We start from the raw sequence: 26,156 nt of genomic DNA, 5'->3' as shown, positions 1-26,156 counted from the left end.
AAAAATATTGAAAGAGACTGCTCTTTTAGCGGGTTTTATCTTGCCGGGAAATAACCAATCATCTGTCCCATCGAAATCATTCCCTCTGAGGACCCCACATGAAAGCCATTGCCTACTACGCCTCCCTGCCCATCAGCGACGAAAAATCCCTGCAAGACATCGAACTGCCAGAACCGGTCGCTGGCCCGCGCGACCTGTTGGTGGAGGTCAAAGCCATCTCGGTCAACCCGGTGGACACCAAAGTTCGCCAGAACGTCCAGCCTGAAGGTGGCGCGGCAAAGGTGCTGGGCTGGGACGTGGCCGGTGTGGTCAAGGCCGTCGGCAGCGAAGTGACCTTGTTCAAGACTGGCGACAAAGTGTTCTACGCCGGCTCCATCGCCCGTGCCGGCGGCAATAGCGAGCTGCATGTGGTGGATGAGCGAATCGTCGGCCATATGCCGAAAACCCTCGGTTTCGCCGAAGCCGCCGCCCTGCCCCTGACCGCCATCACCGCGTGGGAACTGTTGTTCGAGCGCCTGCAAGTGCGCGAAGGCAAAACCGATGAGGGCCAGAGCCTGCTGATCGTCGGTGCCGCTGGCGGTGTGGGTTCGATCCTCACGCAATTGGCCAGCCAGCTCACCGGGCTGAAGGTCATCGGCACCGCCTCCCGTGCCCAGACCCAGAGTTGGGTGCGTGACCTGGGCGCCGATCAGGTGATCGATCATAGCCAGCCGCTGAGTGAAGAACTCAAACGTGCGGGGTTCGAGCAGGTGACTCACGTCGCCAGCCTGACCCAGACCGATCAACACCTGGATCAATTGGTGGAGGCGTTGGCGCCGCAAGGCAAACTGGCGCTGATCGACGATCCGAAATCGCTGGACGTGACCAAGCTCAAGCGCAAGAGCCTGTCGCTGCACTGGGAGTTCATGTACACCCGCTCGCTATTCGAAACCGCAGACATGATCGAGCAACACAAACTGCTCAACCGCGTCGCCGGGCTGATCGATGCGGGCACGCTGAAAACCACGGTCGGCGAGCACTTCGGAACCATCAACGCGGCTAACCTGCGGCGTGCCCATGAGCTGTTGGAGAGCGGCAAGTCCAAGGGCAAGATTGTGCTTGAAGGGTTCTGAAGAGTAGGAGCTGCCGGAGGCTGCGATCTTTTGATTTTGCTTTAAAAACACAAGATCAAAAGATCGCAGCCTTCGGCAGCTCCTACAGGGGATGGCGATCTTTTGCCGTCAGTCAGAGAATTGACCGTTGTCACAATTGCGATCGTATTCAGGTCTACAATCGAAGACTCTGCGAACAATCATTTACGTGATGTCTTTTACGAGACGTCTTTTACGAAAGGAGTTCAGCAATGAAGATCCTGATAAAAGAAGTAGCAACATCCCGCTGGCAGGTCCGCCTGGATCAACACGCTGTGACGTTCCGCAGTGAGGCCGAAGCCCTGGCCTTCACTAAAACGCTTGAAGCGCGCTTGCACGCGCCCCATCAGATTCCCGACCGTCAGCATCGCGCTGCTGGCTGAGTCCCGTCCTCAGACTTGGGCTTGCGTCAGCGCCCGGGCATTTTGCAAACGTCGGGTGAGCGTTGCCGCGCTCACCACCAGAATCCCGCACAGGCTGATGACCATGGCCATCGGCATGGCGCTGCCATCATGCAAAACCCCCACCAATGCTGCGGCCCCGGCGGCAACGCTGAACTGCAGGCAACCGAGCATCGCCGAGGCACTGCCCGCCCGCGCGCCCTGCCCGTTCATGGCGCAGGCTGAGGCGTTGGGCACAATACAACCCAGGCTGGCGATGCAGAGGAAAAGCGGAATCAGCAACGGCCACAACTGCGCGGTATGCAACGCGCTGACCGCCAACAGGGCCAGACCGCCCGCCAGATAGAACCAGACGGTACGCGCCAGTAAAAAAGCCGGACCGCGTTTGGCCAGCATCCGGGCATTGACCTGGGCCACCAGAATGAAACCCGCCGCGTTAATGCCGAACAGCCAGCCGAAATGCTCGGCCGGCACGCCATAGAGTTTGATGAAGACGAACGGTGAACCGGCGATGTAGGCAAACATCCCGGCGATGGCGACACCGCCAGTCAGGGCATGGCCGAGGAAGATCGGGTCCGCCAGTAACCGACCGTACTGACGCAGCGCGCCCGACAACGGTTGGCGCGGCACATGGGCCGGCAGACTTTCCGGCAGCCCGAGGGCCACTGCCAACCCTGCCAATGCACTAAAACCGGTCAGCACCAAAAAGATCGATTGCCAGCCAGTCGTGTTGACCAGCAACCCGCCCAGCATCGGCGCAAGAATCGGCGCCAGGCCCATCACCAGCATCAACTGCGAAAAGACCTTCGCCGAACCCACCGCATCGCATTTATCGCTGACCACCGCCCGCGAAATCACCATGCCCGCGCAACCGCCCAGCGCCTGGACGAAACGTGCGCCAATCAGCCACTCCAGAGTCGGCGCATAAGCACAGGCCAATGAAGCGACGGTGAACAAGCCGACACCTGTCAGCAAGGGAATCCGTCGCCCGAAGCGATCAGCCACCGGGCCGTACGCCAGTTGGCCAATGGACAGGCCAAGGAAATAGGCCGCCAGGGTCAGTTGAACGTGTTTTTCGTCGGTGCCGAAAGCGAGCGCCATCGCCGGGAATGCCGGCAAATAGAAATCGATCGCCAGCGGACCGAAAGCGCTCAAGGCGCCGAGAATCATGATTGTGCGGAAGTTCATCAGGCGTCCAGGTTAGGCATGCAGGTTGGCCATGGATCGGCAGGCCAACAGTCTAGCCGGGCGTGGACGCCTTGAACATTCCGTTAGGTCGCTAACTATTAAAAAACTCAGGCCAGTTTGACGCCATAACCCTCTTCGCTGATCGCGGCGATCACCTAATCGGCCGTCAGCGCACTTTCAACGCCGACTTCTTTTGCCGCCAGATCAATGCGCACGCTGGCCGCGGGATCCTTGGCTTGCAGCGCCTGAGTGATGGCCTTGACGCAATGACCGCAGGACATGCCTTCAACGTTGAACACTTGCATGGGACGTCTCCTTAATGGGGCCCTTTAATCGGGTTGAGGGCAGTCTCGAGCTTGCCACCATGGCAAGGTCAAGTTCTGAGGCAAGCTGCCGGGCTGGCAATCGGCGCCGTGCTCGGCCAAGCTGCGTCCATCTATGACTCGACCTCAGGAGATTCAGCCATGCGCTGGTCAGCTCTCAGCCTGTTTGGCTTCCTCAGCCTATTTGCCGCGACACCTTCGGTCCAAGCCGCCGGGGAGGACTACGGCGTGCTGATCATTTCCCGCGAGCGTCTGGAGGTTTCGACTTCCTGCGAGATCGGCGTGTACATCCAGGATCAGCTATCGGCGCGACTGTTCCAGGAACAGAGCACCTCGTTCAACCTGCCGCCGGGCAATGTGTCCCTGCGTCTCAAACTGCTGCCGGGCCAGGCGCCGGGTTGCAACCCGGGCATGCTCGCGCCGGGTTCGCAGAACATCACGCTCAAGGCCGGGGATGTGTTGAAGTTCCGGATTGCGATGACGCAGGAAGGGATGTACCTCAAACCTGCCGCCCTCGAATATTGAGTCGCCTGTAACAAAGATCGCAGCCTGCGGCAGCTCCTACGGGATCGGGTTAACACGCTGTCAATGTAGGAGCTGCCGCAGGCTGCGATCTTTTGATCTGAGACATGGCGCTTGACCTTGCCCGCATGGCAAGGTTGATCCTGTAGGTAATTTCTACAGGGAGCGTGACCGATGTCCGAATCCACCACCTTCGATCTGCCGATTGCCGGCATGACCTGCGCCAGTTGCGCCGGGCGTGTCGAGCGTGCCTTGAGCAAAGTTCTCGGCGCCACGGCCGTCAGCGTCAACCTGGCCACCGAACAGGCCCGGGTTCAAGCGCCCAGTGACAGCCTGCCGGCCTTGATGGACGCGGTGCTGCAGGCCGGTTACAGCGTGCCACAGCAGACCCTGGAATTGAGCATCGACGGCATGACCTGCGCGTCCTGCGTTGGCCGCGTCGAACGGGCACTGGCCAAGGTGCCGGGGGTCAAAAGTGTCAGCGTCAACCTGGCCAACGAGCGTGCCCACCTCGAATTGCTCGGCCAGGTCGACCCGCAAACCCTGATCGGCGCCGTGACCAAGGCCGGTTACTCCGCCAGCGTCTGGGAAGTCGAACACCCGCAAATCGACAATCAACAACAACGACTGCACCGTGAACGCTGGGCTTTGCTGGCGGCTATCGCCCTCGCCTTACCGCTGGTGCTGCCAATGGTGCTGCAACCTTTCGGCGTGCACTGGATGCTCCCGGCGTGGGTGCAGTTTGCGTTGGCGACGCCGGTGCAGTTCATCTTCGGCGCACGCTTCTATATCGCTGCATGGAAAGCCGTGCGCGCCGGCGCCGGCAACATGGATTTGCTGGTGGCCCTGGGTACCAGCGCTGGCTACGGCTTGAGCGTTTACGAGTGGGCCACCGCTGCCGGCCGCCTGCCGCACCTGTACTTCGAAGCCTCGGCGGTCGTGATCGCTCTGGTACTGCTGGGCAAATACCTGGAAAGTCGCGCCAAGCGCCAGACCGCCAGCGCCATCCGCGCCCTTGAAGCCTTGCGTCCGGAGCGAGCCATTCAGGTGATCGATGGCCGCGAACAGGACGTTGCGATCAGCGCTTTGCGCCTCAACGATCTGGTCATGGTCAAACCCGGTGAACGCTTCCCGGTGGATGGCGAAGTGGTGGAAGGCCAGAGCCACGCCGATGAAGCACTGATCAGCGGCGAGAGCCTGCCGGTGCCAAAACAGCCGGGTGACAAGGTCACCGGCGGCGCCATCAATGGCGAAGGTCGGCTGCTGGTTCGGACCTTGGCGCTCGGTGCAGAAACCGTGCTGGCGCGGATCATCCGCCTGGTGGAAGACGCGCAGGCGGCGAAAGCGCCGATCCAGAAACTGGTGGATAAAGTCAGCCAGGTGTTCGTGCCAGCGGTGCTGCTGATCGCGCTGGTGACCTTGATCGGTTGGTGGCTGTACGGCGCGCCACTGGAAACCGCGTTGATCAACGCGGTCGCAGTGTTGGTGATCGCCTGCCCTTGCGCACTCGGGCTGGCCACGCCGACGGCAATCATGGCCGGCACCGGTGTGGCGGCGCGCTACGGGATTCTGATCAAGGACGCCGAAGCTTTGGAGCGTGCCCATGAAGTCAGCGCCGTGGTGTTCGACAAGACCGGCACATTGACTTCGGGCACGCCGCGCATCGCTCATCTGAGTGCCATCGAAGGTGATGAAGCTGCTCTGCTGCAAATGGCTGGTGCGCTGCAACGCGGCAGTGAACACCCGTTGGCCAAGGCTGTGCTGGATGCCTGCACCGAGCGCGGCCTGACCGTGGCTGATGTCAGCGACAGTCAATCGCTGACCGGGCGCGGTATTGCCGGCAATCTCGATGGTCGGCGATTGGCTTTGGGCAATCGGCGTCTGCTGGAAGAAAGCGGGCTGAGCACCGGGTCATTGGCCGACTCCGCAACCGCTTGGGAAACCGAAGGCCGGACCCTGTCCTGGCTGATTGAACAAAGCCCTGAACCGCGAGTGCTCGGTCTGTTCGCCTTCGGTGACACGCTCAAACCCGGCGCCTTGCAAGCGGTGCAACAGCTGAGTGCACGGAACATTAGCAGCCACCTGCTGACCGGCGATAACCGCGGCAGCGCCAAGGTAGTCGCCGAGGCGCTGGGCATCAGCGATGTCCACGCCGAAGTATTGCCGGCGGACAAAGCTGCCACCGTCGCCGCACTGAAAAAAACCGGCGTGGTGGCAATGGTCGGCGACGGCATCAACGACGCACCGGCCCTTGCCGCGGCAGACATCGGCATCGCCATGGGCGGCGGCACCGACGTCGCCATGCACGCTGCCGGGATCACCCTGATGCGCGGCGATCCACGGCTGGTGCCGGCGGCGCTGGAAATCAGCCGCAAGACCTACGCGAAGATTCGCCAAAACCTGTTCTGGGCCTTCGTCTATAACCTGATCGGCCTGCCACTGGCGGCGTTCGGCTTCCTCAACCCGGTGCTGGCCGGCGCGGCCATGGCGCTGTCGAGCGTCAGCGTGGTGAGCAATGCGCTACTGTTGAAAACCTGGAAACCCAAAGACCTGGAGGACAACCGATGAACATTGGCCAAGCAGCCCGCCAGAGCGGTCTGAGCGCGAAGATGATTCGTTACTACGAATCCATCGGCCTGCTCAAGGCGGCCCATCGCACCGACAGTGGCTATCGGGTCTATGGCGACGACGATCTGCATACTCTGGCATTCATCAAGCGCTCTCGGGATTTGGGTTTCTCGCTGGAAGAGGTCGGCAAACTGCTGACCCTCTGGCAAGACCGTCAGCGAGCCAGCGCCGATGTGAAGGCGCTGGCCCGTCAGCACATCGACGAGCTGAACCAGAAGATTCGCGAACTCGGGCAACTGCGCGACACCCTGCAAGACCTGGTAGAACATTGCCACGGCGACCACCGCCCGGACTGCCCGATCCTCAAGGAGCTGGCGTCGGGCTGCTGCGCCGAACCCGCCCATTCCTGAACGCCAACCCCTTCGCCACCAGCAACGTGGTGAGGGGAATGCCGTGGAACAACAACACCACCGCGCCGGGCGTCCACCAGGAATAGAACGGCGCGGCGATCAACATGCCGATGCCGAACCCGGTCATTTGCAGCAGCGTCAGGAAACTGAAAATCGGCAGGCGCAGGTTGTCCGGTTCACGTTGCAGGCGCGACATCAGGCCGACTTCCGAGAAGCCGTCACCCAAGCCTGCGGGCAACGAAAACAGCAGCAAGCCGTAAAGGGTTTGCTGTTGGAACATCAGGATGAAGCCACAGGACATCAGCAAAACACCGAAGAAAAATCGTCGTTCCAGATGAACGTTGTCCGTACCTTTCAGACGACTGGCGATTCGCGCTCCGATGAATTTCCCGATGGCCCAGACTGCCAGCATCAGGCCCAGGGTGGTGCTGGCCGACTCGGGTGTCAGCAGTTTTGAAATGATCGGGAGGCCGACGTTGTGTGCGGCGCTGCCAAGCGTATCGGCCATGGCAACGGCGAGCATCGCCGTCAGCACCGGCGCCGTGCGCAAGCCCTGACGCAGGGCCGGCCATTCGCCTTGTTGGTGATGGGGTTCATCACTGGGTGCAGGTCTGGGAAACCGCAGCGGCACAATCAACAACGCCGCCAGCAGGTAAGTGACCACGTTCAGGGCAAACACCGTTTCAAAGCCAAACCCCGCCACCAACAAACCCGCCACCAGACTCCCGCCGACCATCGCCGCAGACGACGCCGAGGTTATCCAGGCGTTGGTCTTGAGTAGCTGCGCCTTATCGATCATGTGCGGCAATTGGCTGTTGAGGCCAATGGCAAACATCGAATTACCAAACCCCAGGCCGAACGCGATCAGCGGTAGCAGCAGCGCTTGTTGGGTGACCGGCAACACCAGCAGCAGGCTCAGCAAACCGGCGCGCAGCAAGTCGAAGGCAATCAGCGGCAGGCGCCCGGCCCAACGGCGATAGAACCGGGTGCCGATCAGACTGGCAAAAATCCCCCCGGCTACACGGCTGGCGAGGAAAATGCCGACACTCATGGCGCTGTTGCTGAGCAGATAGACGTAAGTGGCCAGAGCGACCATGTTGAGGAAAGCGCCGAAGTCCGAAATCAGCCGGGCGGCGATGATCAGTTGGGCATTGCGGGTGGAATTCACATTCAGTCCTTGAGTGTGGTGAGTATCGCCGTTGTGGATTGTCTGGTCTGACGCCATCGCGGGCAAGCCACGCTCCCACAGGTCAGGTGTCGATCATAGAATCCGGGTGCAACACAAAACTTGTGGGAGCGGGCTTGCCCGCGATGCAGACGACGCGATCCGAAAAAAAAGCATCTACAAAAAACCCGGCCGAGGCCGGGTTTTGGGTCAACCGATTACTGCATCCACGGTGGAGGCGGCTCTTCGGCTTTGCTCGGTGGCGCGTCGTCAGCAGCGCGAATCGCTTGCTTACGCTCTTCATCAAGACGGGCCGCCTCGATCTCGCGCATGATCCCGCCGACGTCCGCCAGTTCTTCCGGCTCGTCGAACTCGCCGGTCAACACACTGGCCGGGTGCAAAGTACCAGCTTCGTACAATGCCCACATTTCCTTGGCGTACTTGGTGCGTTTCAACTCCGGTGCAAAGCGACCAAAGTACGACGCCATGTTGCCCACGTCCCGTTCCAGCATGTTGAACGCGTGGTTATTGCCCGCCGCATCCACCGCTTGCGGCAGGTCGATGATGACCGGGCCGGTCGGCGTCAGCAGCACGTTGAACTCGGACAGGTCACCGTGCACCAAACCGGTACACAGCATCAGCACGATCTGCGAAATCAGAAACGCGTGATATTCGCGCGCCTGGTCCGGCTCCAGCACCACATCGTTCAGACGCGGCGCGGCATCGCCGTACTCGTCGGCCACCAGCTCCATCAGCAGCACGCCTTCGAGGAAGTCATACGGCTTGGGTACGCGCACACCGGCACCGGCCAGCCGGAACAACGCCGCCACTTCGGCATTCTGCCAGGCGTCTTCGGTTTCTTTCTTGCCGAACTTGGAGCCCTTGGCCATCGCTCGAGCCTGCCGGCTGTTGCGCACCTTACGGCCTTCCTGATACTCGGCCGCCTGACGAAAACTGCGTTTATTCGCCTCCTTGTAGACCTTGGCACAACGCAGCTCGTTGCCGCAGCGCACCACATAAACAGCTGCTTCTTTACCACTCATGAGTGGGCGCAGCACCTCGTCGACCAGACCGTCCTCGATCAGGGGTTCAATGCGTTTTGGAGTCTTCATCAGCTTTTATTGTGGGTCCTTTATTACCAAACACGCGAAAGTCATTCGTTATACGGCAATCCTCTCATTCGCGGGAGGGGTTGCCGACCTATGAACGTTCCCATGAACATCAAGAAGCACACAATGTGCCGGATTAATCGGGCACAACTCATTGACCGCTCAGGATCATAGCTGAGCCTGCGCCACTTGTTGACGAAGGGCTACAGGGGCATTTGCGACAGAATCTGACATGTAGCCCCTACCCTTCGCCGGATTTTTCTCAACAGGCCTAAATTTCCACGTTCCTCAGCCGAAGTCATTAGAGAGAAAAGGAATTGTCCGACAATCGCCCCGACAATGATAACGAGGGCGCACTCAAGGATCGGGGTATCGAACGTTTTCGGCTGCCAACAATCCGCGAGTCATCTGCACTGCGTGGGCCTACAAGAAAAAACTGGAGCGCGGATGAACATCAAACAGAAGTTGACCTGGGCGTTTGCAATCATCGCCTGCTTGCCCGTGGTGCTGGTCGCCACCCTTGTGGTGCTGAACTTGCGCAGCGATGCCAAGGATAATTTTGTCGATGGCAGTGGCCGCGAAATTCGTCAGGTCAGCAATGCGATGCAGCTGTTCTTTGACGGCATCAGCCAGAACGTCGATTACCTGGCCACCCAACCGCTGATCAAGGACTCCGACGACAGCCTCAAGACCTACATGAGCGCCAACGCCGAGAGCATTCCCCAAGGCGAGTCGGACAAAAAGGTCTTCGCCCTCCTCCAGGACCTGGGCAACAGCCACCCGGCCTACGCCTATGCCATCCTCGGTACGGCGGCGGGCGGTTACGTGTCTTGGCCGGACGATGCGAAGCTGAGCAATTACGATCCGCGCCAGCGCCCTTGGTATAAAGCGGCTCAGGCCAAACCCGGCAAACCATTTCGCACCGAGGCCTATTACTGGGCTCAGGACGACGCGACTTACGTCAGCACCGTGCGCACCATCGACAACAAACTGGGCAGCAACGGCGGCGTGGTCAGTATCGACGTGACGCTCAAGCAGCTCACCGAAATCGTCAAACAGATCAAACTCGGCGAAACCGGCTACCTGATGCTGGTGGAAAACACCGGCAAAGTGCTGGTCGACCCGAAACAACCGGAACACAACTTCAAAGCCTTGACCAGTCTCGGCGACGGTTACGCGCAACTCGCCAAGGCCGGCAAAGGGCTGGTGGAAGTCGAGCTCAATGGCGAGCGTTACATGGCCAACGTCTGGCCGTCGGAGCAACTGGGCTGGACCTTTATCGGCCTGATCAAGCAGACCGACGTGATGAGCTCGGCCACTCAACTGACCTGGCTGATCGCAATCATTGCGGCGGTACTGGCGGTGTTCTTCGCCATTGTCGGCGCCAGTTTCGCCAGCCTGATCGTGCGGCCGATCCGCAGCGTGGCCAGCGGTCTGGAAGGCATCGCCCAGGGTGAAGGCGACCTGACCAAGAACCTGCAAATCCGTGGCAGCGACGAAACGGCTCAATTGGCCAACTGGTTCAATCAGTTTCTGGCGGCGATTCGCAACCTGATCCAAAGCATCGGCGGCGCCGCGACCAAAATCCTCGCCACCTCCCAGAGCTCGACGCAAGTGTCCAGCGACATGGCCGAAGCCGCCGGGCGCCAGCGTGAAGCGGTGGACATGGTGTCCACGGCGTTCCATGAAATGGTCGCCACCGCCAACGAAGTCGCACGCTCCTGCAGCCAGGCCGCCGAGTCGGCCGACAGCGGTCAGCGTCAGGCGCGCGAAGGTCAGCAGCAGATCGATGCCGCCGTGAGCAGTGTTGATCGCTTGAGCCAGGAAATCGAACAGTCGGCGCAATCGATGCAACAGCTTGAGCGCGATAGCAACGACATTCAGTCGATCCTCGGGACCATTCGTTCCATTGCCGAACAGACCAACCTGCTGGCGCTGAACGCTGCCATCGAAGCAGCCCGGGCCGGTGAACAGGGTCGCGGTTTTGCGGTAGTGGCGGATGAAGTCCGGGCATTGGCCAAACGGACCGCCGACTCCACGGCGGAAATCGACGGGTTGCTGGGCAACCTGGCCAAACGCACCAGCCAGGTGACGCAGCAGATGCATGCGAGCCTGGAAGTGTCTCAGCAATCGGTGACCCGTATCGGCGAGGCGCGCAGCAGCTTCGGGCAGATTCGTGAATCGGTGGATGTGATTCGTGACATGAACACTCAAATCGCCACGGCGGCGGAAGAACAGCATCAAGTGGCGGAAGACATCAATCGCCACATCAGCCAGATTCATGGCGATGCGCAGTTGGTGGCAGAACTGGCGAACTCGGCGCGGCTGGATTCTCAGAGCCTGGCAGGGTTGTCGAATGAGCTGGATGGGTTGGTTCGGCGGTTCAGAACCTGATCCAAAATCCCGGTAGCGCTCCCACAGGGTTTGCGTTGTCCTTGTGGGAGCGGGCTTGCCCGCGATGAGGCCGTCACTGCCTGAACAATTCCCCCGGGGTAAACCCGAACAATCCCTTGAACGCCGCAATAAACGCCGACGTCGAGTCATACCCGCAAGACAGCGCGGCATGGGTCACGCTGTTCCCCTCCTCCAGCAAACTCAACGACGACAGCAGCCGCATGCGCTGCCGCCAGCCACGGAAGCTCAACCCCGTTTCACGCTGGAACAAGCGCATCAGGGTTTTCTCCGACGTGCCCAAACACTCGGCCCACTCCTGCAAGGTCGCATTGCGCTCAGGGCTGTCGATCAGTTCGTTGCACAAGCCCAACAACCGTTCATGCCGGGGCAGCGGCAGAGAAAAACCCACCTCCGGCAGACTCGCCAACTGATCCAGTAGCACGCCCACCAACCGCGCCTCCTGGCTTTCGCCCTGTGGATACTCCACCGGAAACAGGCAAAAACGCTTGATCAGTTCCCGTGCCAATGGCGTGACTTCCAGCACCCGGCAACGCCCGTCCGCCCATTGGCAATCCTCGCGGCGCACGTACAGGCTGCGCATCTCGGCACGCATTGAGGTCACGACCTGATGCTCGAGATCCGCCGGAATCCAGATGCCCCACTGCGGCGGCGCAAAGAAACTGCCCTCGGCGGTATGCACACCGAGAACGCCGCTGATGGCGTAGGAAAACTGCACCCAATCGTGACGATGCGGCGGTGTCCACGAACCAGCGTTCAGACTTTCCGCACGCGCATACAACGGACGCGGCAACGCCGTTAGCGCCGGGATGGTCCGCTCGAGGGAAAGTTGTCCGTTAGTCGGCATTGATTGGCCTTATGTCGCAAGACGGCTGATGAGGCCGACGTTAGGCTAAGTCATCAATTCTTACAAACCTATTCGGTGCCGGTCATGCATGCCTTCAAACACCTCAAACGCGTGGTCAACGACTGGTTCTTGTGCGGCATGCTGCTCGCCACGCTGCTGGCGTATTTCTTCCCGACCTTCGGCGCCACCCGCGGCGGGATGCACGTGGAGTATGTGATTAACATCGGCGTGTTTCTGGTGTTCTTCCTCCATGGGGTCAACCTCTCCAGCGAGCAGATCAGCCACGGACTGAAAAACTGGAAGCTGCACGTGATGGTTCAAATCTTCACCTTTGCGGTGTTTCCATTGATCTGGCTGCTGAGCGACAAACTGCTGGGTTCGCACATTCCCTCACTGCTGATGCTCGGCTTCCTCTACCTCTGCGCCCTGCCTTCGACCATTTCCTCATCTGTGGCCCTGACCGGCAGCGCGGGCGGCAACGTACCGGCAGCGATTCTCAACGCGAGCCTGTCCAGTGTGTTGGGGATTTTTCTGACGCCGTTGCTAGTGAGTTTCGTGGTCGGCAGCGGCGCGGGTGGTATCGATCTGGGCTCAACCCTGCTCGACTTGTGCGCGATGTTGCTGTTGCCGCTGGTGCTCGGGCAATTGCTGCGGCCGTTCCTGGGCAAGTTTTTCGCTCGGCACAAGCGCTACACCAACATCGCCGACAAACTGGTGATTCTGCTGCTGGTGTACTCGGCGTTTTGCAATTCGATGGTGTCGGGGATGTGGCAGCAACAGGGCAACAGCGTGATTTTGACTGCGCTGATGGGCAGTGCGATTTTGCTGGCAATCATTCTGTGGATGACCACCCGCACCGCTCGTGCGCTGAAGTTCAGCCCTGCCGATGAGATTGCCGCGGTGTTCTGCGCCAGCAAGAAATCCCTGGCGGCCGGTGCGCCGATGGCGGCACTGATTTTCGGCGCCAACCCCGGCCTTGGCTTGATCCTGCTGCCGATCATGATCTATCACCCGTTGCAGCTGATCGTCTGCTCGGTGATGGCCGAGGGTTATGCCAACCGCAACCGGGAACTGGCCGCGCAGCAACGCGCGGCAGTGCTCAACCCCCAGTAATCAGCAATCAGCGCTCGATAATCGCCGTCACGCCCTGACCGCCCGCTGCGCAGATCGAGATCAACCCTCGGCCCTTGCCCGCCGCGTCCAGCAGCTTCGCCAGGTTGGCGACGATGCGTGCACCGGTGGCGGCAAACGGATGCCCGGCGGCCAGTGAGCTGCCCTTGACGTTCAGGCGGCTGCGGTCAATGGAGCCCAGCGGTGCGTCGAGGCCGAGGCGGGTTTTGCAGAACTCCGGATCTTCCCAGGCCTTCAATGTGCACAGCACCTGCGCGGCGAACGCTTCGTGGATTTCGTAGTAATCGAAGTCCTGCAAGGTCAGGCCGTTGCGCGCCAGTAACCGCGGCACGGCATAAGCCGGCGCCATCAGCAGGCCTTCGGCACCGTTGACGAAATCCACCGCTGCCGCCTCGCCGTCACGCCAATAGGCAAGGATCGGCAAGCCGCGCTCTTTCGCCCATTCTTCACTGCCCAGCAACACCACCGACGCACCATCGGTGAGTGGCGTGGAGTTGCCCGCGGTCAGGGTGCCCTTGGCGCTTTTCTCGAAGGCCGGTTTCAGTGACGCCAGTTTTTCCAGGGTCAGATCCGGGCGCAGGTTGTTGTCCCGGGTCAGGCCGAGGAACGGCGTCATCAAATCGTTGTGCCAGCCTTCGGCGTAGGACGCGGCCAGTTTCTGATGGCTTTCCTGAGTCAGCTGATCCTGCTCGTCACGCGGGATGCTCCAGGTTTGGGCCATCATTTCACAGTGTTCGCCCATCGACCGGTTGGTGCGCGGCTCGCCGATGCTTGGAAAGTCGGGCATCAAGTGGCGGGGACGCAGTTGCAGGAAGGTTTTCAGTTTGTCAGCGGTGCTTCGGGCGCGGTTGGCTTGCAGGAGGATCTTGCGCAGGCTTTCGTTGACCCCGATCGGCACGTCCGAGGCTGTGTCGACGCCGCCGGCAATGCCACATTCGATCTGGCCCAGGGCGATTTTGTTCGCCACCAACAATGTCGCCTCCAGCCCCGTGCCGCAGGCTTGCTGGATGTCGTAGGCCGGCGTCATCGGCGACAACCGCGAGCCGAGCACGCATTCGCGGGTCAGGCCGTAGTCCCGCAAATACTTGAGCAATGCACCTGCCGCCACTTCACCCATGCGCACACCGTGCAGGTTATAGCGCTCGATCAGGCCTTCCAGCGCTGCGGTGAACATCGCCTGGTTACTGGCAGTGGCGTACGGCCCGTTGGACCGGGCAAAGGGGATACGGTTACCACCGATAATCGCGACGCGGCGCAGCTGAGTCATGAAAAAGCTCCTTTTAACCAAATATGAACACCAAACCCACAGGGGGCTGCATTTCCTGAAAGTCCTGCTAAACCCAATCTCAAACTAACCTGCAATGATCAAGCGTAGGCCGTATCTCGTGGGTCGAACGACTAATTGCCGTTCATGGTCCACACTTTTAACCCCAGCTGCTGGAGCGTGATTCATGTCTGACCGCTATATCGACTTCGCCAATTCGTCCATCGGCCATCGTGTGGTCGGTGCCCTGGGTCTGCCGTCGCCGGTACGACTGGAACGCTGGCAAGCAGGCCGGCTGCGGCCTATCGAGGGGGCGCTGTTGATTGGCGGTGGCCCGTTGGCGGAAAAAGTCAGCACTCTCGCCAACCGCCTGACCGACACGATTTACAGCTACGGCACCGATCCGACCCTGGCCACCGCGTGGATTCCCGGCCACGGCCAGAAACTCAAAGCCGTGGTGTTCGACGCCAGCGATCTGGTACAGGTCGATCAGCTGAAACAGCTGCGCGAGTTCTTCCAGCCGCTGATGAAAAACCTCGATCACCATGCGCATCTGGTGATTCTGGGCCGGGCGCCAGAGACCTTGAGCGACCCGTTCGCCGCCAGCGCCCAACGCGCCCTGGAAGGTTTCAGCCGTTCGCTGGCCAAGGAACTGCGCAGCGGCGGTACTTTGCAGCTGATCTATGTTGGCGAAGGTGCCGAAGATCAACTGGAAGGCCCATTGCGGTTTTTCCTCTCGCCAAAAAGCGCGTTCATTTCCGGACAAGTCATTCGCTTGAAGGCGTGTGAGGCGCAGGTGATGGACTGGAGTCGCCCCTTGTCGGGACGCAAGGCACTGGTGACGGGCGCGGCACGCGGCATCGGCGCCTCGATCGCCGAAACCCTGGCCCGCGACGGCGCCGAGGTAATCCTGCTCGACGTGCCACCGGCCAAGAACGATCTCGAGGCCCTGGCCGCACGCCTCGGCGGGCGCGGCATCACACTGGACATCTGCGCCGAAGATGCCGCCGCACAATTGATCGAACACTTGCCCGACGGCGTCGATATCGTGGTTCACAACGCGGGCATCACGCGGGACAAAACCCTGGCCAATATGACCCCGGAATTCTGGGACGCGGTGCTGGCGGTCAACCTCAACGCGCCGCAAGTATTGACCAAGGCTTTGCTCGACAGCGGCACCTTGCGCGACAACGGCCGAGTGATCCTGCTGGCGTCCATCAGCGGCATCGCCGGCAATCGCGGACAAACCAATTACGCGGCGAGCAAGGCCGGGTTGATCGGCCTGGCCCAGGCCTGGGCGCCGCTGCTGAGTGAGCGCGGCATCAGCATCAATGCCGTAGCGCCAGGGTTCATCGAAACCCAGATGACCGCGCACCTGCCCTTCGGCCTGCGCGAAGCCGGGCGGCGCATGAGTTCATTGGGCCAGGGCGGCCTGCCGCAAGACGTCGCCGAAGCCGTGGCCTGGCTGGCACAACCGGGCACCGGAGCCTTTACCGGGCAGGCGTTGCGCGTCTGTGGGCAAAGCGTTTTGGGAGCCTGACCATGACCACCGACTGGCACACACTCAATAGCGAACCGGGCCTGAAAACGCTGTATGTGAAAGCGGCAACGCGCCGCAAAATCACCGGCACCACCCTGCCTGACTTGGGTTATCACTGCTGGGTCAATATCGATCCGAAACGCCTGGAGGCGTATCGCAAGGTCTGTGGTTTCGTCGACAACGGACTGCTACCACCGACGTATCCACACATCCTGGCGTTTGCCTTGCAGATGCAATTGCTCACGGCCAAAGCGTTTCCGTTCCCGCTGCTGGGGCTGATTCACTTGAGCAATCGCATCCGCATCTTGCGCCCCATGGGCGGCGTACACCGGGTGCGGGTCAGCGTGAAAGTGCAGAACCTGAAACCTCATGCCAAAGGGGCGACGTTCGATTTGGTGACGACACTCGACGATCAGTTGGGGCCGCTGTGGGAGGCTGAAAGCCAGATGCTCTGTCGCGGCGTCAAACTGGAAGGCGAGCCCGTTGAGGAAGCGTTTGCATCAACGCTATCGCTGACCGAAGTAGCCCACTGGAAAGCACCGGCGGACATTGGCCGGCGGTACGCCAAGGTGTCCGGAGACTACAACCCGATCCACCTGAGTGCGATCAGCGCGAAGCTCTTCGGTTTCCCTAGCGCCATCGCCCATGGCCTGTGGAACAAGGCACGTACGCTGGCAGCCCTGACCGATCATTTGCCGACGGCAAACGTCGAGATTGCGGTGCAGTTCAGGAAACCGGTGCGCCTTCCCAGTGAAGTGACGCTGATGTCCAGTGCGGCGGGGGCCAGTGGGGATTTCCAGTTAATGGGTGCGGGGGATCTGGAACACATGGTTGGGCAGTGGCGGCCTGTTGCCTGATTTTGTGGCGAGGGGGCTTGCCCCCGTTCGGCTGCGCAGCAGTCGCCAAGCGCACTGTCAGACACTCCGCGTGCTCAGCCTTCAGGGCAGCTGCGCAGCCCAACGGGGGCAAGCCCCCTCGCCACAGTTCAGTGCTTACCTTGGGATATGGGCACCATAGATCAGGAACTAACCACCCCAGGAAACAAATTATTCAACGTCTCCAACAACCGCACGTGATAAATCGGCTTGCGAAACAAATCCAGCACCTGCAACCGCAACATATCACTCACATCATCCATATCCGCATGCCCCGACGTCACAATCACCGGCAAATACTGACGATCCGTGTGCTCACGCAACCGCTTGATCAACGACATGCCACTCTCCTCCGGCATCCGCAAATCAGTAATCACCAACGCGATATCAGGATGACAAGTCAAATGATGAAGGGCGAGTTTCACCGAGGTTGCCGTAAAACAAGTAAAGCCCTCGCCCTCCAGCAACTCGGCCAGTTCCAGTAACGCATCCTCCTCATCGTCGACCAGAAGAAGCTGTTGCCGAGGGAGCGCTGGAGCGTTCATGGGGTAACACCTGCAATGGACTAAGCCTTGACGTTAGAAGCCCTTTGCGGGATTGGCAAATGACTGCCTGTTGCCAGCCTTAAAATCAAAGCGCGGCTGAAATTGTGGTGAACATTGCGGTGACACTCGTGGCGATGGGTGTCGCAAATGCTGCCAGCGCAACGGCCACCATCCCCGCAATAATCGCGTACTCGATACCCGAAGCACCTTCAGTATCTTTGGCCAGACCTTTGTAAAAAACGAACTCGGATTTGATCTTCTGAACAACTTTAATAAAGGACATGACGTGTCTCCTATGACAGCGGATGTTGCACGGCCGCAACATGATTCCCCTATGCCAGCATCAGCATTGTCGGCAAACCCGAGACCAACAACTGTAAGAACCTATTAATACTTAAGTATTAACCGTCAATAAACAGCGCTTTTGGCTTCAACCCGTTACTTTTGTCAGATATTTACCGCCCTGTAATGGCTTTTTGCTCTACCTGCGCTACCGTCAAATAGCGAAATAGTTCCATGTTCATAGCTGCCTGATTGCGAAGTCATCTCGTTAGAACTCTTGGGGGGGCGTTACGCAGCAGGAAAGGGAGAGCCTTCATGAACAGTCGCGTCACCATGGGCCTGGCCGGGCTGTTTCTGGTAGGCGCCATCATTGCCGGTTATTGGGGGCTGGCGCTGAGCCGCCAACCGGCACCCGAATCCATCGCGCAACCCGGCACATCATCGGCCCCAATACTGGCGTCGGTGGACGACCCGACCCGCCAGCCGGTGGTTGTGCTGCTGCGTGACATAGCGCCGTTCGAGCAAATCACCGCCGCCGACGTGACCCTGGAAAAACTTCGTACCGCCCCGGCCGGCAGCCTGTCCCGTCTCGATCAAGCCATTGGCCGTATGCCTTGGCGCATGCTTACTGCAGGCAGTTGGCTCAATGATGAAAGTTTCGAAACCGGCGGGGCGCTGGCGCGAATGATCCGCCCCGATGAGCGCGCCCTTGCTGTGGCGGCGGATGACGTGGTCAATGTCGGCGGTCAACTGAGCCCCGGCGACTATGTCGATGTCCTGCTGTTTCTGCGCATGGACACCAACAACCTCCAGCAATCGGCCCAGGTCGTGGTCCCGGCGTTGCGGGTGCTCGGTGTCGGCGACCAGTTGGGGCTGATGAACGATGGTCAGCCTGCCAACCCGGCACGCAGCACTGAAGAAAGACTCAAACAGGAACAGCAACGCGCCAGCGCCCGCACCGTTTTGCTCGCCGTCCCCGAACCCCTCTTGAGTCGCCTGATGCTCGCGGCTCAGGTCGGGGTTTTGCGCCTGGCCGTGCGCAGCGCCGAGGAAAAACGCCTGAACCAATACTGGGCCGGCAACCGCGATTCAAAGGCGAGCCTGGCCAGTGCCAATCGCGAACTGGTGCAGTTCAGTCAACTGGCCCTGGACGGCACACCCAAACCCGCCACCGGCGGCGCAGCACCGCGCAAGACGAGCGTGGAAGTCATCCGCGGCAATGAAGTCACCCAACAAACGCCCTGAATCGAGCGAGGACGCTTCTCCATGCGCAGACGTTTCACGCAGTACTTGCTCGACAACGGCTGCTTCGATAAATGCGGTGGGTTATCGCAATGAGCCAGCCCCAGAACCTGAGTCAGACGTTCCTCGCGATCACACGCAACAGCACCGACTTCGAGTGGCTGCAAGGTGCCCTTGCCCCTTTGGGCCGAGTGATCAGCGCCGGTGGCGGTAACCTCGATGAGCTCTTGACGCTGGTGGACGTGACCTTCGCCAACCTGGTGTTCGTGGGGCTGGACCGTGAGCATGTGGTGGCCCAGAGCGCGTTGATCGAGGGTGCCCTGGAAGCCAAACCGATGCTGGCGATCGTTGCCTTGGGCGACGGCATGGACAACCAACTCGTGCTCAATGCCATGCGTGCCGGCGCGCGGGATTTCGTCTCTTATGGCTCACGCTCCAGTGAAGTTGCCGGCCTGGTGCGCCGCCTGAGCAAACGCCTGCCAACCGTGGCGCCGAACATGCAACAGAGTCAACAGGGTGGCCTGACCGTGCTTTACGGTGCGCAGAGCAATGCCGACGGAGCGTTGCTCGCTAACCACCTGGCGCACGTGGTGCAAAAGAGCGGCCAGCAGACACTGTTGCTGGATCTGGGCCTGCCGCGTGGCGACAGCCTTGCGTTGCTGGGGCTGGAGAGCTCGTTTCATTTTGGCGATGCGTTGCGACATCTGAGGCGCCTCGACGCGACGCTGATCGACAGCGCCTTTACCACCTGTGACGCCGGGCTGCGGATCCTCGCCTACGCCAGCAACGACGAACCGCTGGAACAGACCAGTGCCGCCGAGCTGTACATGCTGCTCAGCGCCTTGCGTCAACATTTCCAGCACATCGTGGTGAACCTCACCGGCCAGTCGGACAGCGAAGCGTTACGCACCTTCGTCAGCCATTGCGACAAGTTGCTGTGGTACACCGATCAGAATGTGCTCGACTGCCGACGCAACCTTGAAGTGCTCGGCCGCTGGCGCGAAAAAGGCCTCAAGCTCGACCACGCCCGGTTGCTGGTGGACCGCTATCTGCGCAACGTCGCGCCAGACTCCGACACCTTGAGCAAAAGCTTCGGCATGGAGGTTATGGCGGTCCTTGTCTACAGCCCGGAAGTACGGCTCAACGCCAAGAATCAGGGGGTGAGCCTGTTCGAACTGGCTCCGCGCGAAGGCCTGACCCAAAGCCTGCGCGCCCTCGGCGAACGTCTGGCCAAACGCTCCGAAGACCTGGACAAACCCAAGGCTGGCTGGTTTGACCGATTGAGGGGTGCGCAATGAGCGGGGAAAAACTCTTCGGCGCGCCCTCCCACGGGCCGGCCGGCAATACCGACCACGAAGGCCTGAAACTGGTGCTGCACCGCTACATCATCGACGCCATAGAGGAGTCCGGAAAAAACCTGCTGGAAGGTTCGCGGCCAATGCTGTCGCAGTTCGTCATCGACAAAGTCGCCGAGTACATCGCCCGTCTGCACCTGGCGATTTCCCGTTATGAGATGGAGCGGCTGGCTGAGGAAATTGTCGACGAGCTCACCGGTTTCGGCCCGCTGGAGGTGTTGCTGCGTGACTCGACGGTGACCGAGATTCTGGTCAACGGCCCGCACCGGGTGTTCGTCGAGCGCGAGGGTGTGTTGCACCTGAGCGACCTGCGATTCATCGACGACCATCACGTCGAGCGAGTAATGCAACGAATTCTCGCGCCTCTGGGCCGACGGCTCGACGAGTCTTCGCCGATGGTCGATGCGCGCCTGCCCGACGGCAGCCGGGTCAACGCGATCATCCCGCCCATTGCCCTCGATGGCCCATGCCTGTCGATTCGAAAATTCCGCAAGGACATGCTCAAGAGCTCCGATCTGATGGCGATGCAAACCATCGATCAGGCGATCTTTGAATTTATTCAGGAGGCCGTGGGCAAGCGTTGCAACATCCTTGTCAGCGGCGGTACCGGCACCGGCAAGACCACACTGTTGAACATTCTCAGCCAGTTGATCGCCCCTCACGAACGCTTGGTCACCATCGAAGACGTCGCCGAACTGCAACTCGGCCATCCTCACGTAGTGCGCCTGGAAACCCGACCGCCGAATGCCGAAGGCCACGGCGAAGTGAAGGCCAGCGATCTGATTCGCAACGCGCTGCGGATGCGCCCGGACCGGATCATCCTCGGCGAGATTCGCGGCGTCGAAGTGGTCGACGTGCTCACCGCGATGAACACCGGGCACGACGGCTCCATGAGCACCGTGCACGCCAACAATGCGCAGGATGCGCTGTTGCGCCTGGAGACCCTGGTGGGCCTGACCGGGCGCTCCATCGCTGAACGCACCCTGCGGCAAATGATCTGCGCGGCGCTGGACGTGGTGATCCAACTGACGCGCCTGCCCGATGGCCGTCGCTGCGTCAGCGAAGTGGTGGAGGTCGTGGGTATTCGTGATGACATCTATGTGACCAATACGCTGTTCCGCTTCGACCGACGCACCGGTTTCGGTTTTCTGCGCGAGGCGGTCAACCCCGCCGGCGATAAACTACGCCGCGAGTCGGCGCTCTCTCCCTTATCGCATTGAAGGTCACGGCATGCTCAAACCGGCGCTGCTCATCCTGATTTGCCTGACGTTGCTGGGCCTGTCGATCCGTTTGTTCTACAACGGTCTGCGCCAGACCGGCATCGATCGAACCCTCGGTCGCTTGATGCAGGGGCAACCGCAACTGACGGTGGCGAAATCATCCTGGGCTGGCTTGGAACGGGCCTTTCTACGCGCCGGTCTCGGTCGTCCCACCGAGCGCCTGGGGTTGTGGCTGTTGCTCTGGGCCTTGGGCATATTGCTGGGGTTTGCCCTCGCGAGCTGGATCGGTTTGCTGGCGTTGTTGCTGATGCCACCTCTGGCTCTGCGGCTGTACATCAGTTTGTGCTACCAGCGCCGGCTCAAGCGCATGATCGAACAGCTGCCGCCAATGCTCGATCACACGGTGCGCAGTCTGAAGTCCGGACGCACCTTGGCCGATGCGGTGCTGGTCGCCATCAACGCCGCCGAAGATCCACTGAAAAACGCCATGGGCCGGGTTCAGCGCAACGTGCATTTGGGCGTCAGCCTGCCTGACGCTGTCACGGACTTCGCCGAACTGTACGAGAAAGACGAGTTTCGCTTGTTTGCGCTGGGTCTGAAGGTCAATCACCGCTACGGCGGTAATGCCAGTGAGCTGTTTGAGAACCTGATCAAAATGATCCGTGAACGCGACCAAGCTGCACGCCAACTGCGCGCCATGACGGGCGAAACCCGCATCACGGCGGTGGTGCTGGCCCTGATGCCCGTGGGACTTGCCGCCTACTTCTTACTGTCCAATCCGAAATACCTGCTCGCCATGTGGAACAGCAGCTCGGGGCAAATGATGCTCGCGACCGCGTTCGGCCTGCAGGTGGTGGGTTGCCTGGCGCTGTGGCGCATGTTGCGTAGCGTATGAAAATAGCCCTGCTGATCAGCGCACTGTTGTTTCTGGCGGCCACGCTGTTGCTGCTCAGTGGGCTGCTGGACCAACATCGGCGTGCTCGCCAAGTGGCTCAACGACTGGACGGCAAACCACTGAGCGACCATCGCGTCCGTCACTGGTTGCAAGTGCTGGGCGACAGCCGCATCGGTCAGCGCTCGGTCAAACTGGACAACGAAACCCAGACCCTGCTCAACCGCCTCGGCTGGCGCAGCGCCCGGCAACGCTCGCTGTTCGCTGCCTGCCAGGTCGGCATACCGGTGCTTGCGTTGGTCCTGAGTCTATTGATCCAGAGCGTGTTCTTCCCGCAGGTGAACAACCACTGGATCACCCCGGCCTTCGCCACCGCCCTCGGTTATTTGCTGCCCAAACGCTTGCTGGCCGCCGCCGCGTACCGGCGGCAAAGACAACTGGCGATCGAGATTTCGACCTTCATTCCACTGCTGCGCATCCTGTTCGAATCCGGCATGGCGGTGGAGCAGTCGCTGCGAGTGCTGAGCATCGAAGGCAAACAATTACTGCCGGCCCTGACCCATGAATTGCGCCTGATACTGACCCGGGTCGATTCCGGCCTGGAGCTTGGCGAAGAACTGAACAAGGCCACCCAGTTACTGGCGGTGGACGAGTTCACCGACACCTGCGTGATTCTTCAGCAATTGATCCACCAGGGCGGCGGTGCCATGAAATCACTGCTGGGACTCAAAATGCTGCTCGATGACCGGCGCCTGACGCGCTTGCAGGAATACATCTCCAAGATGTCCGCGAAAATGTCCGTCGTGATGATGTTGTTTCTCTTCCCTGCGTTACTGATCGTACTGGCCGGACCTAGCTTCACCGCATTGGCCCGGGCCTTTCATCATTGAAAGGCACAGCGGCGATCCCGTAGGAGCGACCTGTGGCGAGGGGGCTTGCCCCCGTTGGGTTGCGAAGCAGCCCCAAAATCTCTGATGTCCCAAAGATCTTGTGAGTGCTGCGCACTCAAACGGGGGCAAGCCCCCTCACCACAGGCCCGCGCCTACAGGGGATTAGCTGTGTGGCGCGGGTTTTGGTATGTCGACGTTATCCAGCATTCGATTCACCGCCAGCTCGGCCAGCATGATGACCTGCTGAATCGCCAGGATCGTATGCCGCTGCGGGGCTTCGACATATGCGGCAATGTCGCTGGTCATGACACTTGCCGAAGCCAGCGACTCGCAGACATGGGCTAACAGGCTTTCGTTATCCATGTCCGGCGCAACCATAAACATCTTGCTTGGCTTGCGGCCTTCGGTTTTGTTTGGGGTGGGATTGAGGTAGTGATCGAGCGCGCGGTTAGCGGCGTCGTGGAATTTTTTTGAATCAGAAGATTCGTAAGGGGAAACGTTGTCGGTTTCTGGCGGATTCGGGGTTGCTTTGAACATGATTACACCTCTGGGATGAAATGGAGCCACTTCCAAATTGCCGCGATGCAATTTGGGGTGGCAGCTGTACGCGGGTTCGCGGACCGATCCCCGAGGCAGCTCGGCATACCCGAAGGTATCCCGCGCACAGTCGCCATGACACGAAACGACAGACACCCAAAAGTGCTGTTGTTTGGTGGAGCGATTATGCCTCAAGAATCGAGCCGCGACGCCCGGACGCTGAATGGTCAGCGACGGACAAAGGCTAGAGACACAGCTTCCGACGGGCAACCTGAAAAACATGTGGGAAGGTTCTGATGTTTTTACCGATCGATAAACATCGCTGGCTGTAAGGCCGCCATCGCGAGCAGGCTCGCTCCCACAGTGGGTTGGCGTATGTCTGAGAGGGATTGATTGGCTGTCAGGGCCCCAAGATCAAAAGATCGCAGCCTTCGGCAGCTCCTACGTGGGGTTGTACACCCGCGAGAGATTGGTCGGCGGTCAGGCCGCCATCGCGAGCAGGCTCGCTCCCACAGTGGAGCGGCGTGCACCCGCCCCTCACCACTCAACAGGCCGAGCGTTAGCTCGCCTGCAGCTTTTGATCTTGATCTGCCCGCCCCTTCGGGAGGCCTCGTTCCGGTGTTCATCTGGGGATTGGCGCGCAGCGCCGTTCGACGCAGTCGAACTCATCGCATGTAGGTTGAAGCGAAGCCAACCGTAGGGCGATGCCCCCAGATGGATACCGGAACGAAGGAACGCCGAGCCTTAGCGAGGGGCCGTACGCTTGGGGCGAGACCTTTTGGTTCCTTTTGGGGCGTTTGCCAAAAGGGACTAAACCATAAGCCGCCGTTACCGCAGAAATGGATATGTACACCATGAAACAGCGTACAGCCGAAAAAAATCAGTGCGCAGTAAGCCGCCGCACACCAGCATTACCAGGCGACAACGCCAACGCCACCTGCGTCCGATTATGCATATGCGTCAACCGCAACACCTGCGACACATAAAGCTTCACCGTGTTCTCGGTAATCCCCAACTCACAAGCAATCTGATAATTGGTCTGCCCCTTGCCCACCAACCGCGCCACCTCCAACTGCCGCGGTGACAGCTGATTGAAAGCCGCCGGCATCTCCACCCGCTCAACCTCACTGAACGCACCATCAGCCGAATCAGACGAAGACACCGAAGACGGTCCCCGGCGAACCTTGTCCAAATCCTGATACAGCTCGTCGATCGACTCACAAAGGTACTGCAGCTTCTGACTCAAATGCCCCAACTGCAGGTTTTTCTGCCGCTCCTGCAAGACCACTTCCTGACGCTGCAAACCTTCGAGCAACTCATCCAGATCAATCGGTTTCTGATAGTAGTCAGCGAACCCGGCGCGCAAGGCCTTGATCACATCCTGCTTGTCTGCGCGACCGGTGAGCATGATCGCCTCGAACGCCCGGTGCTTGCCGGACAACCGTCGCAGCGCCTGGACGAGCTGAATGCCATCCATGTCAGGCATCTGCAAATCACAGAGCACCAGACCGATATCCTCATATTCATTGAAACGCTCGATCGCCTGCTTGCCGGACTGACAAGGAACACAGCGATAACCATTGCGCTCGATGAACTCGCACAGTTCTTCGACAATCAATGGTTCGTCATCGACCACAAGGACTTTTATTGCCGAGATACGCTTGTTCACGTGTCACTCCAGGCTTGACCGTTCCTGTACCCACTTCCAAAAGCTGTACAACAACTGTTTTGAAAGTAGACGCACTTTCCAACTATGTACATAGAACGAGTGGCGCCCGGCGACTAATGCATCCAGACCAGTGTGAGCAACATGCCCACCAGTACGAACGGCGCAAAGGGCTGCTTTTTTGACGTTCCTGGCCCCAGGTAACGAAGACGATCTCTAAGCCCCTGCCCCATATACAGCCAGAGTCTTGGCGCCAGCAGCAGCCAGAATGCACTGGCCAATCCAGCGCCGATGAAGCCGCCGAGCAGGTGCATACCGTCCGTCGCAAGGCCCAGCGTCGCCATCAGTTTCACGTCGCCCGCCCCCAGACGTCTCAATGCATAACCGGGCAAGGTGAAGGCCAGAGCCAACAACAAAGCCCAGCCGCCCTGCGCCGCCTCGGCCCCCAACCATGTGGTGCCCGTCCACAACAGATATGCCAGCGCCAGTACACCCGCGCCAAGGGTCAGGCCATTAGCGATGTGCCGCTCTCGGACATCCTGTGCTGCGCAAAGCGTCAGCCAGATAAGTAGGACAAAGTTCTGCATCCGGTAAAAAACGTCCGTTTTGGCTGAATGATTCTATGCTGATACTACGTCGTGA

25 protein-coding genes are annotated in these 26,156 nt (G+C 60.1%); 14 read left to right on the top strand and 11 right to left on the bottom strand.

What is annotated here, in order from left to right:
- Positions 1–98 precede the first annotated feature (98 nt).
- Positions 99–1,112 (top strand): zinc-binding alcohol dehydrogenase family protein, encoded by a 1,014-nt coding sequence (locus JFU11_RS26495; protein WP_201062579.1) that lies wholly within the window; start codon positions 99–101, stop codon positions 1,110–1,112.
- Between the two features lie 230 nt (positions 1,113–1,342).
- The gene (locus tag JFU11_RS26490; protein ID WP_007907130.1) at positions 1,343–1,513 is read left to right on the top strand and encodes a hypothetical protein; all 171 of its coding nucleotides are present in this window, start codon (positions 1,343–1,345) and stop codon (positions 1,511–1,513) included.
- A gap of 9 nt (positions 1,514–1,522) precedes the next feature.
- Here the strand turns inward: JFU11_RS26490 and JFU11_RS26485 are convergent, their stop codons facing one another.
- A complete protein-coding gene (locus tag JFU11_RS26485; RefSeq protein WP_123718945.1) occupies positions 1,523–2,719 on the bottom strand; it encodes a multidrug effflux MFS transporter in 1,197 nt (398 codons plus the stop codon).
- A gap of 155 nt (positions 2,720–2,874) precedes the next feature.
- Complete coding sequence (locus tag JFU11_RS26480; RefSeq protein ID WP_201062578.1) at positions 2,875–3,024, bottom strand: cation transporter; 150 nt, start codon at positions 3,022–3,024, stop codon at positions 2,875–2,877.
- Positions 3,025–3,183: 159 nt separating this feature from the next.
- On the opposite strand from JFU11_RS26480, the gene JFU11_RS26475 reads away from it, so the two are divergent.
- The 3 genes from JFU11_RS26475 to cueR all read left to right on the top strand — a co-directional run bounded on the left by JFU11_RS26475 (position 3,184) and on the right by cueR (position 6,542).
- Positions 3,184–3,567, top strand: a complete 384-nt coding sequence (locus JFU11_RS26475) for a hypothetical protein (protein ID WP_048396201.1) — start codon at positions 3,184–3,186, stop codon at positions 3,565–3,567.
- A gap of 171 nt (positions 3,568–3,738) precedes the next feature.
- Positions 3,739–6,132, top strand: a complete 2,394-nt coding sequence (locus JFU11_RS26470) for a heavy metal translocating P-type ATPase (protein WP_201062577.1) — start codon at positions 3,739–3,741, stop codon at positions 6,130–6,132.
- Complete coding sequence (gene cueR, locus JFU11_RS26465; RefSeq protein WP_007907120.1) at positions 6,129–6,542, top strand: Cu(I)-responsive transcriptional regulator; 414 nt, start codon at positions 6,129–6,131, stop codon at positions 6,540–6,542. Before JFU11_RS26470 ends, cueR begins: the two co-directional genes overlap by 4 nt.
- Here the strand turns inward: cueR and JFU11_RS26460 are convergent.
- On the bottom strand, positions 6,496–7,710 hold the full coding sequence (locus tag JFU11_RS26460; protein ID WP_201062576.1) for an MFS transporter: 1,215 nt from the start codon (positions 7,708–7,710) through the stop codon (positions 6,496–6,498). The genes cueR and JFU11_RS26460 overlap by 47 nt on opposite strands.
- Before the next feature lie 215 nt (positions 7,711–7,925).
- Entirely contained in the window at positions 7,926–8,819 is an 894-nt protein-coding gene (locus JFU11_RS26455; protein ID WP_007907116.1) for a PA4780 family RIO1-like protein kinase, read from the bottom strand.
- A 444-nt stretch (positions 8,820–9,263) separates the two neighbouring features.
- Here JFU11_RS26455 and JFU11_RS26450 point away from each other — a divergent pair, with 444 nt between their 5' ends.
- On the top strand, positions 9,264–11,210 hold the full coding sequence (locus JFU11_RS26450) for a methyl-accepting chemotaxis protein (protein ID WP_201062575.1): 1,947 nt from the start codon (positions 9,264–9,266) through the stop codon (positions 11,208–11,210).
- A 73-nt stretch (positions 11,211–11,283) separates the two neighbouring features.
- On the opposite strand, the gene JFU11_RS26445 is transcribed toward JFU11_RS26450, so the two are convergent.
- Positions 11,284–12,075, bottom strand: a complete 792-nt coding sequence (locus JFU11_RS26445; RefSeq protein ID WP_201062574.1) for a helix-turn-helix transcriptional regulator — start codon at positions 12,073–12,075, stop codon at positions 11,284–11,286.
- 84 nt (positions 12,076–12,159) lie between these two features.
- On the opposite strand from JFU11_RS26445, the gene JFU11_RS26440 reads away from it, so the two are divergent.
- Positions 12,160–13,188, top strand: coding sequence for a bile acid:sodium symporter family protein (locus JFU11_RS26440; protein ID WP_201062573.1), 1,029 nt, complete (start codon positions 12,160–12,162; stop codon positions 13,186–13,188).
- A 7-nt stretch (positions 13,189–13,195) separates the two neighbouring features.
- On the opposite strand, the gene JFU11_RS26435 is transcribed toward JFU11_RS26440, so the two are convergent.
- On the bottom strand, positions 13,196–14,473 hold the full coding sequence (locus JFU11_RS26435) for an acetyl-CoA C-acetyltransferase (RefSeq protein WP_123718951.1): 1,278 nt from the start codon (positions 14,471–14,473) through the stop codon (positions 13,196–13,198).
- A gap of 184 nt (positions 14,474–14,657) precedes the next feature.
- Between JFU11_RS26435 and JFU11_RS26430 the strand changes: the two genes are divergently transcribed.
- Together JFU11_RS26430 and JFU11_RS26425 are read left to right on the top strand one after the other, a co-directional pair.
- Complete coding sequence (locus tag JFU11_RS26430; RefSeq protein ID WP_123718952.1) at positions 14,658–16,010, top strand: 3-oxoacyl-ACP reductase; 1,353 nt, start codon at positions 14,658–14,660, stop codon at positions 16,008–16,010.
- 2 nt (positions 16,011–16,012) lie between these two features.
- Positions 16,013–16,867, top strand: a complete 855-nt coding sequence (locus JFU11_RS26425; protein ID WP_201062572.1) for a MaoC/PaaZ C-terminal domain-containing protein — start codon at positions 16,013–16,015, stop codon at positions 16,865–16,867.
- 161 nt (positions 16,868–17,028) lie between these two features.
- On the opposite strand, the gene JFU11_RS26420 is transcribed toward JFU11_RS26425, so the two are convergent.
- On the bottom strand, positions 17,029–17,430 hold the full coding sequence (locus tag JFU11_RS26420; protein ID WP_201062571.1) for a response regulator: 402 nt from the start codon (positions 17,428–17,430) through the stop codon (positions 17,029–17,031).
- Between the two features lie 85 nt (positions 17,431–17,515).
- Positions 17,516–17,713, bottom strand: a complete 198-nt coding sequence (locus JFU11_RS26415) for a Flp family type IVb pilin (RefSeq protein WP_080370534.1) — start codon at positions 17,711–17,713, stop codon at positions 17,516–17,518.
- A 314-nt stretch (positions 17,714–18,027) separates the two neighbouring features.
- Between JFU11_RS26415 and cpaB the strand changes: the two genes are divergently transcribed.
- The 5 genes from cpaB (at position 18,028) to JFU11_RS26390 (ending at position 23,311) form a co-directional block, all read left to right on the top strand.
- Positions 18,028–18,957 (top strand): Flp pilus assembly protein CpaB, encoded by a 930-nt coding sequence (cpaB, locus tag JFU11_RS26410; RefSeq protein ID WP_123718955.1) that lies wholly within the window; start codon positions 18,028–18,030, stop codon positions 18,955–18,957.
- 89 nt (positions 18,958–19,046) lie between these two features.
- On the top strand, positions 19,047–20,252 hold the full coding sequence (locus JFU11_RS26405; RefSeq protein WP_201062570.1) for a pilus assembly protein: 1,206 nt from the start codon (positions 19,047–19,049) through the stop codon (positions 20,250–20,252).
- On the top strand, positions 20,249–21,529 hold the full coding sequence (locus tag JFU11_RS26400) for a CpaF family protein (protein WP_123718957.1): 1,281 nt from the start codon (positions 20,249–20,251) through the stop codon (positions 21,527–21,529). Before JFU11_RS26405 ends, JFU11_RS26400 begins: the two co-directional genes overlap by 4 nt.
- A 10-nt stretch (positions 21,530–21,539) precedes the next feature.
- The gene (locus tag JFU11_RS26395; RefSeq protein WP_123718958.1) at positions 21,540–22,424 is read left to right on the top strand and encodes a type II secretion system F family protein; all 885 of its coding nucleotides are present in this window, start codon (positions 21,540–21,542) and stop codon (positions 22,422–22,424) included.
- On the top strand, positions 22,421–23,311 hold the full coding sequence (locus JFU11_RS26390) for a type II secretion system F family protein (protein ID WP_201062569.1): 891 nt from the start codon (positions 22,421–22,423) through the stop codon (positions 23,309–23,311). Before JFU11_RS26395 ends, JFU11_RS26390 begins: the two co-directional genes overlap by 4 nt.
- A 162-nt stretch (positions 23,312–23,473) precedes the next feature.
- Here JFU11_RS26390 and JFU11_RS26385 read toward each other — a convergent pair whose 3' ends face one another.
- The 3 genes from JFU11_RS26385 to JFU11_RS26375 all read right to left on the bottom strand — a co-directional run bounded on the left by JFU11_RS26385 (position 23,474) and on the right by JFU11_RS26375 (position 26,101).
- The gene (locus JFU11_RS26385) at positions 23,474–23,848 is read right to left on the bottom strand and encodes a DUF6124 family protein (RefSeq protein WP_201062568.1); all 375 of its coding nucleotides are present in this window, start codon (positions 23,846–23,848) and stop codon (positions 23,474–23,476) included.
- A gap of 880 nt (positions 23,849–24,728) precedes the next feature.
- On the bottom strand, positions 24,729–25,517 hold the full coding sequence (locus JFU11_RS26380) for a response regulator transcription factor (RefSeq protein ID WP_123718961.1): 789 nt from the start codon (positions 25,515–25,517) through the stop codon (positions 24,729–24,731).
- Between the two features lie 113 nt (positions 25,518–25,630).
- Positions 25,631–26,101 carry a prepilin peptidase gene (locus JFU11_RS26375; protein ID WP_201062567.1) on the bottom strand — a complete coding sequence of 157 codons (471 nt, stop codon included), beginning with the start codon at positions 26,099–26,101 and terminating at the stop codon, positions 25,631–25,633.
- Positions 26,102–26,156 lie beyond the last annotated feature (55 nt).

This window comes from Pseudomonas sp. TH37, from assembly GCF_016650735.1.
In the GTDB taxonomy this organism is placed as follows: Bacteria; Pseudomonadota; Gammaproteobacteria; order Pseudomonadales; family Pseudomonadaceae; genus Aquipseudomonas; species Aquipseudomonas farris.
Note: the sequence above shows the minus strand (reverse complement) of the source record. Positions and strands in the feature narration are given on the sequence as shown.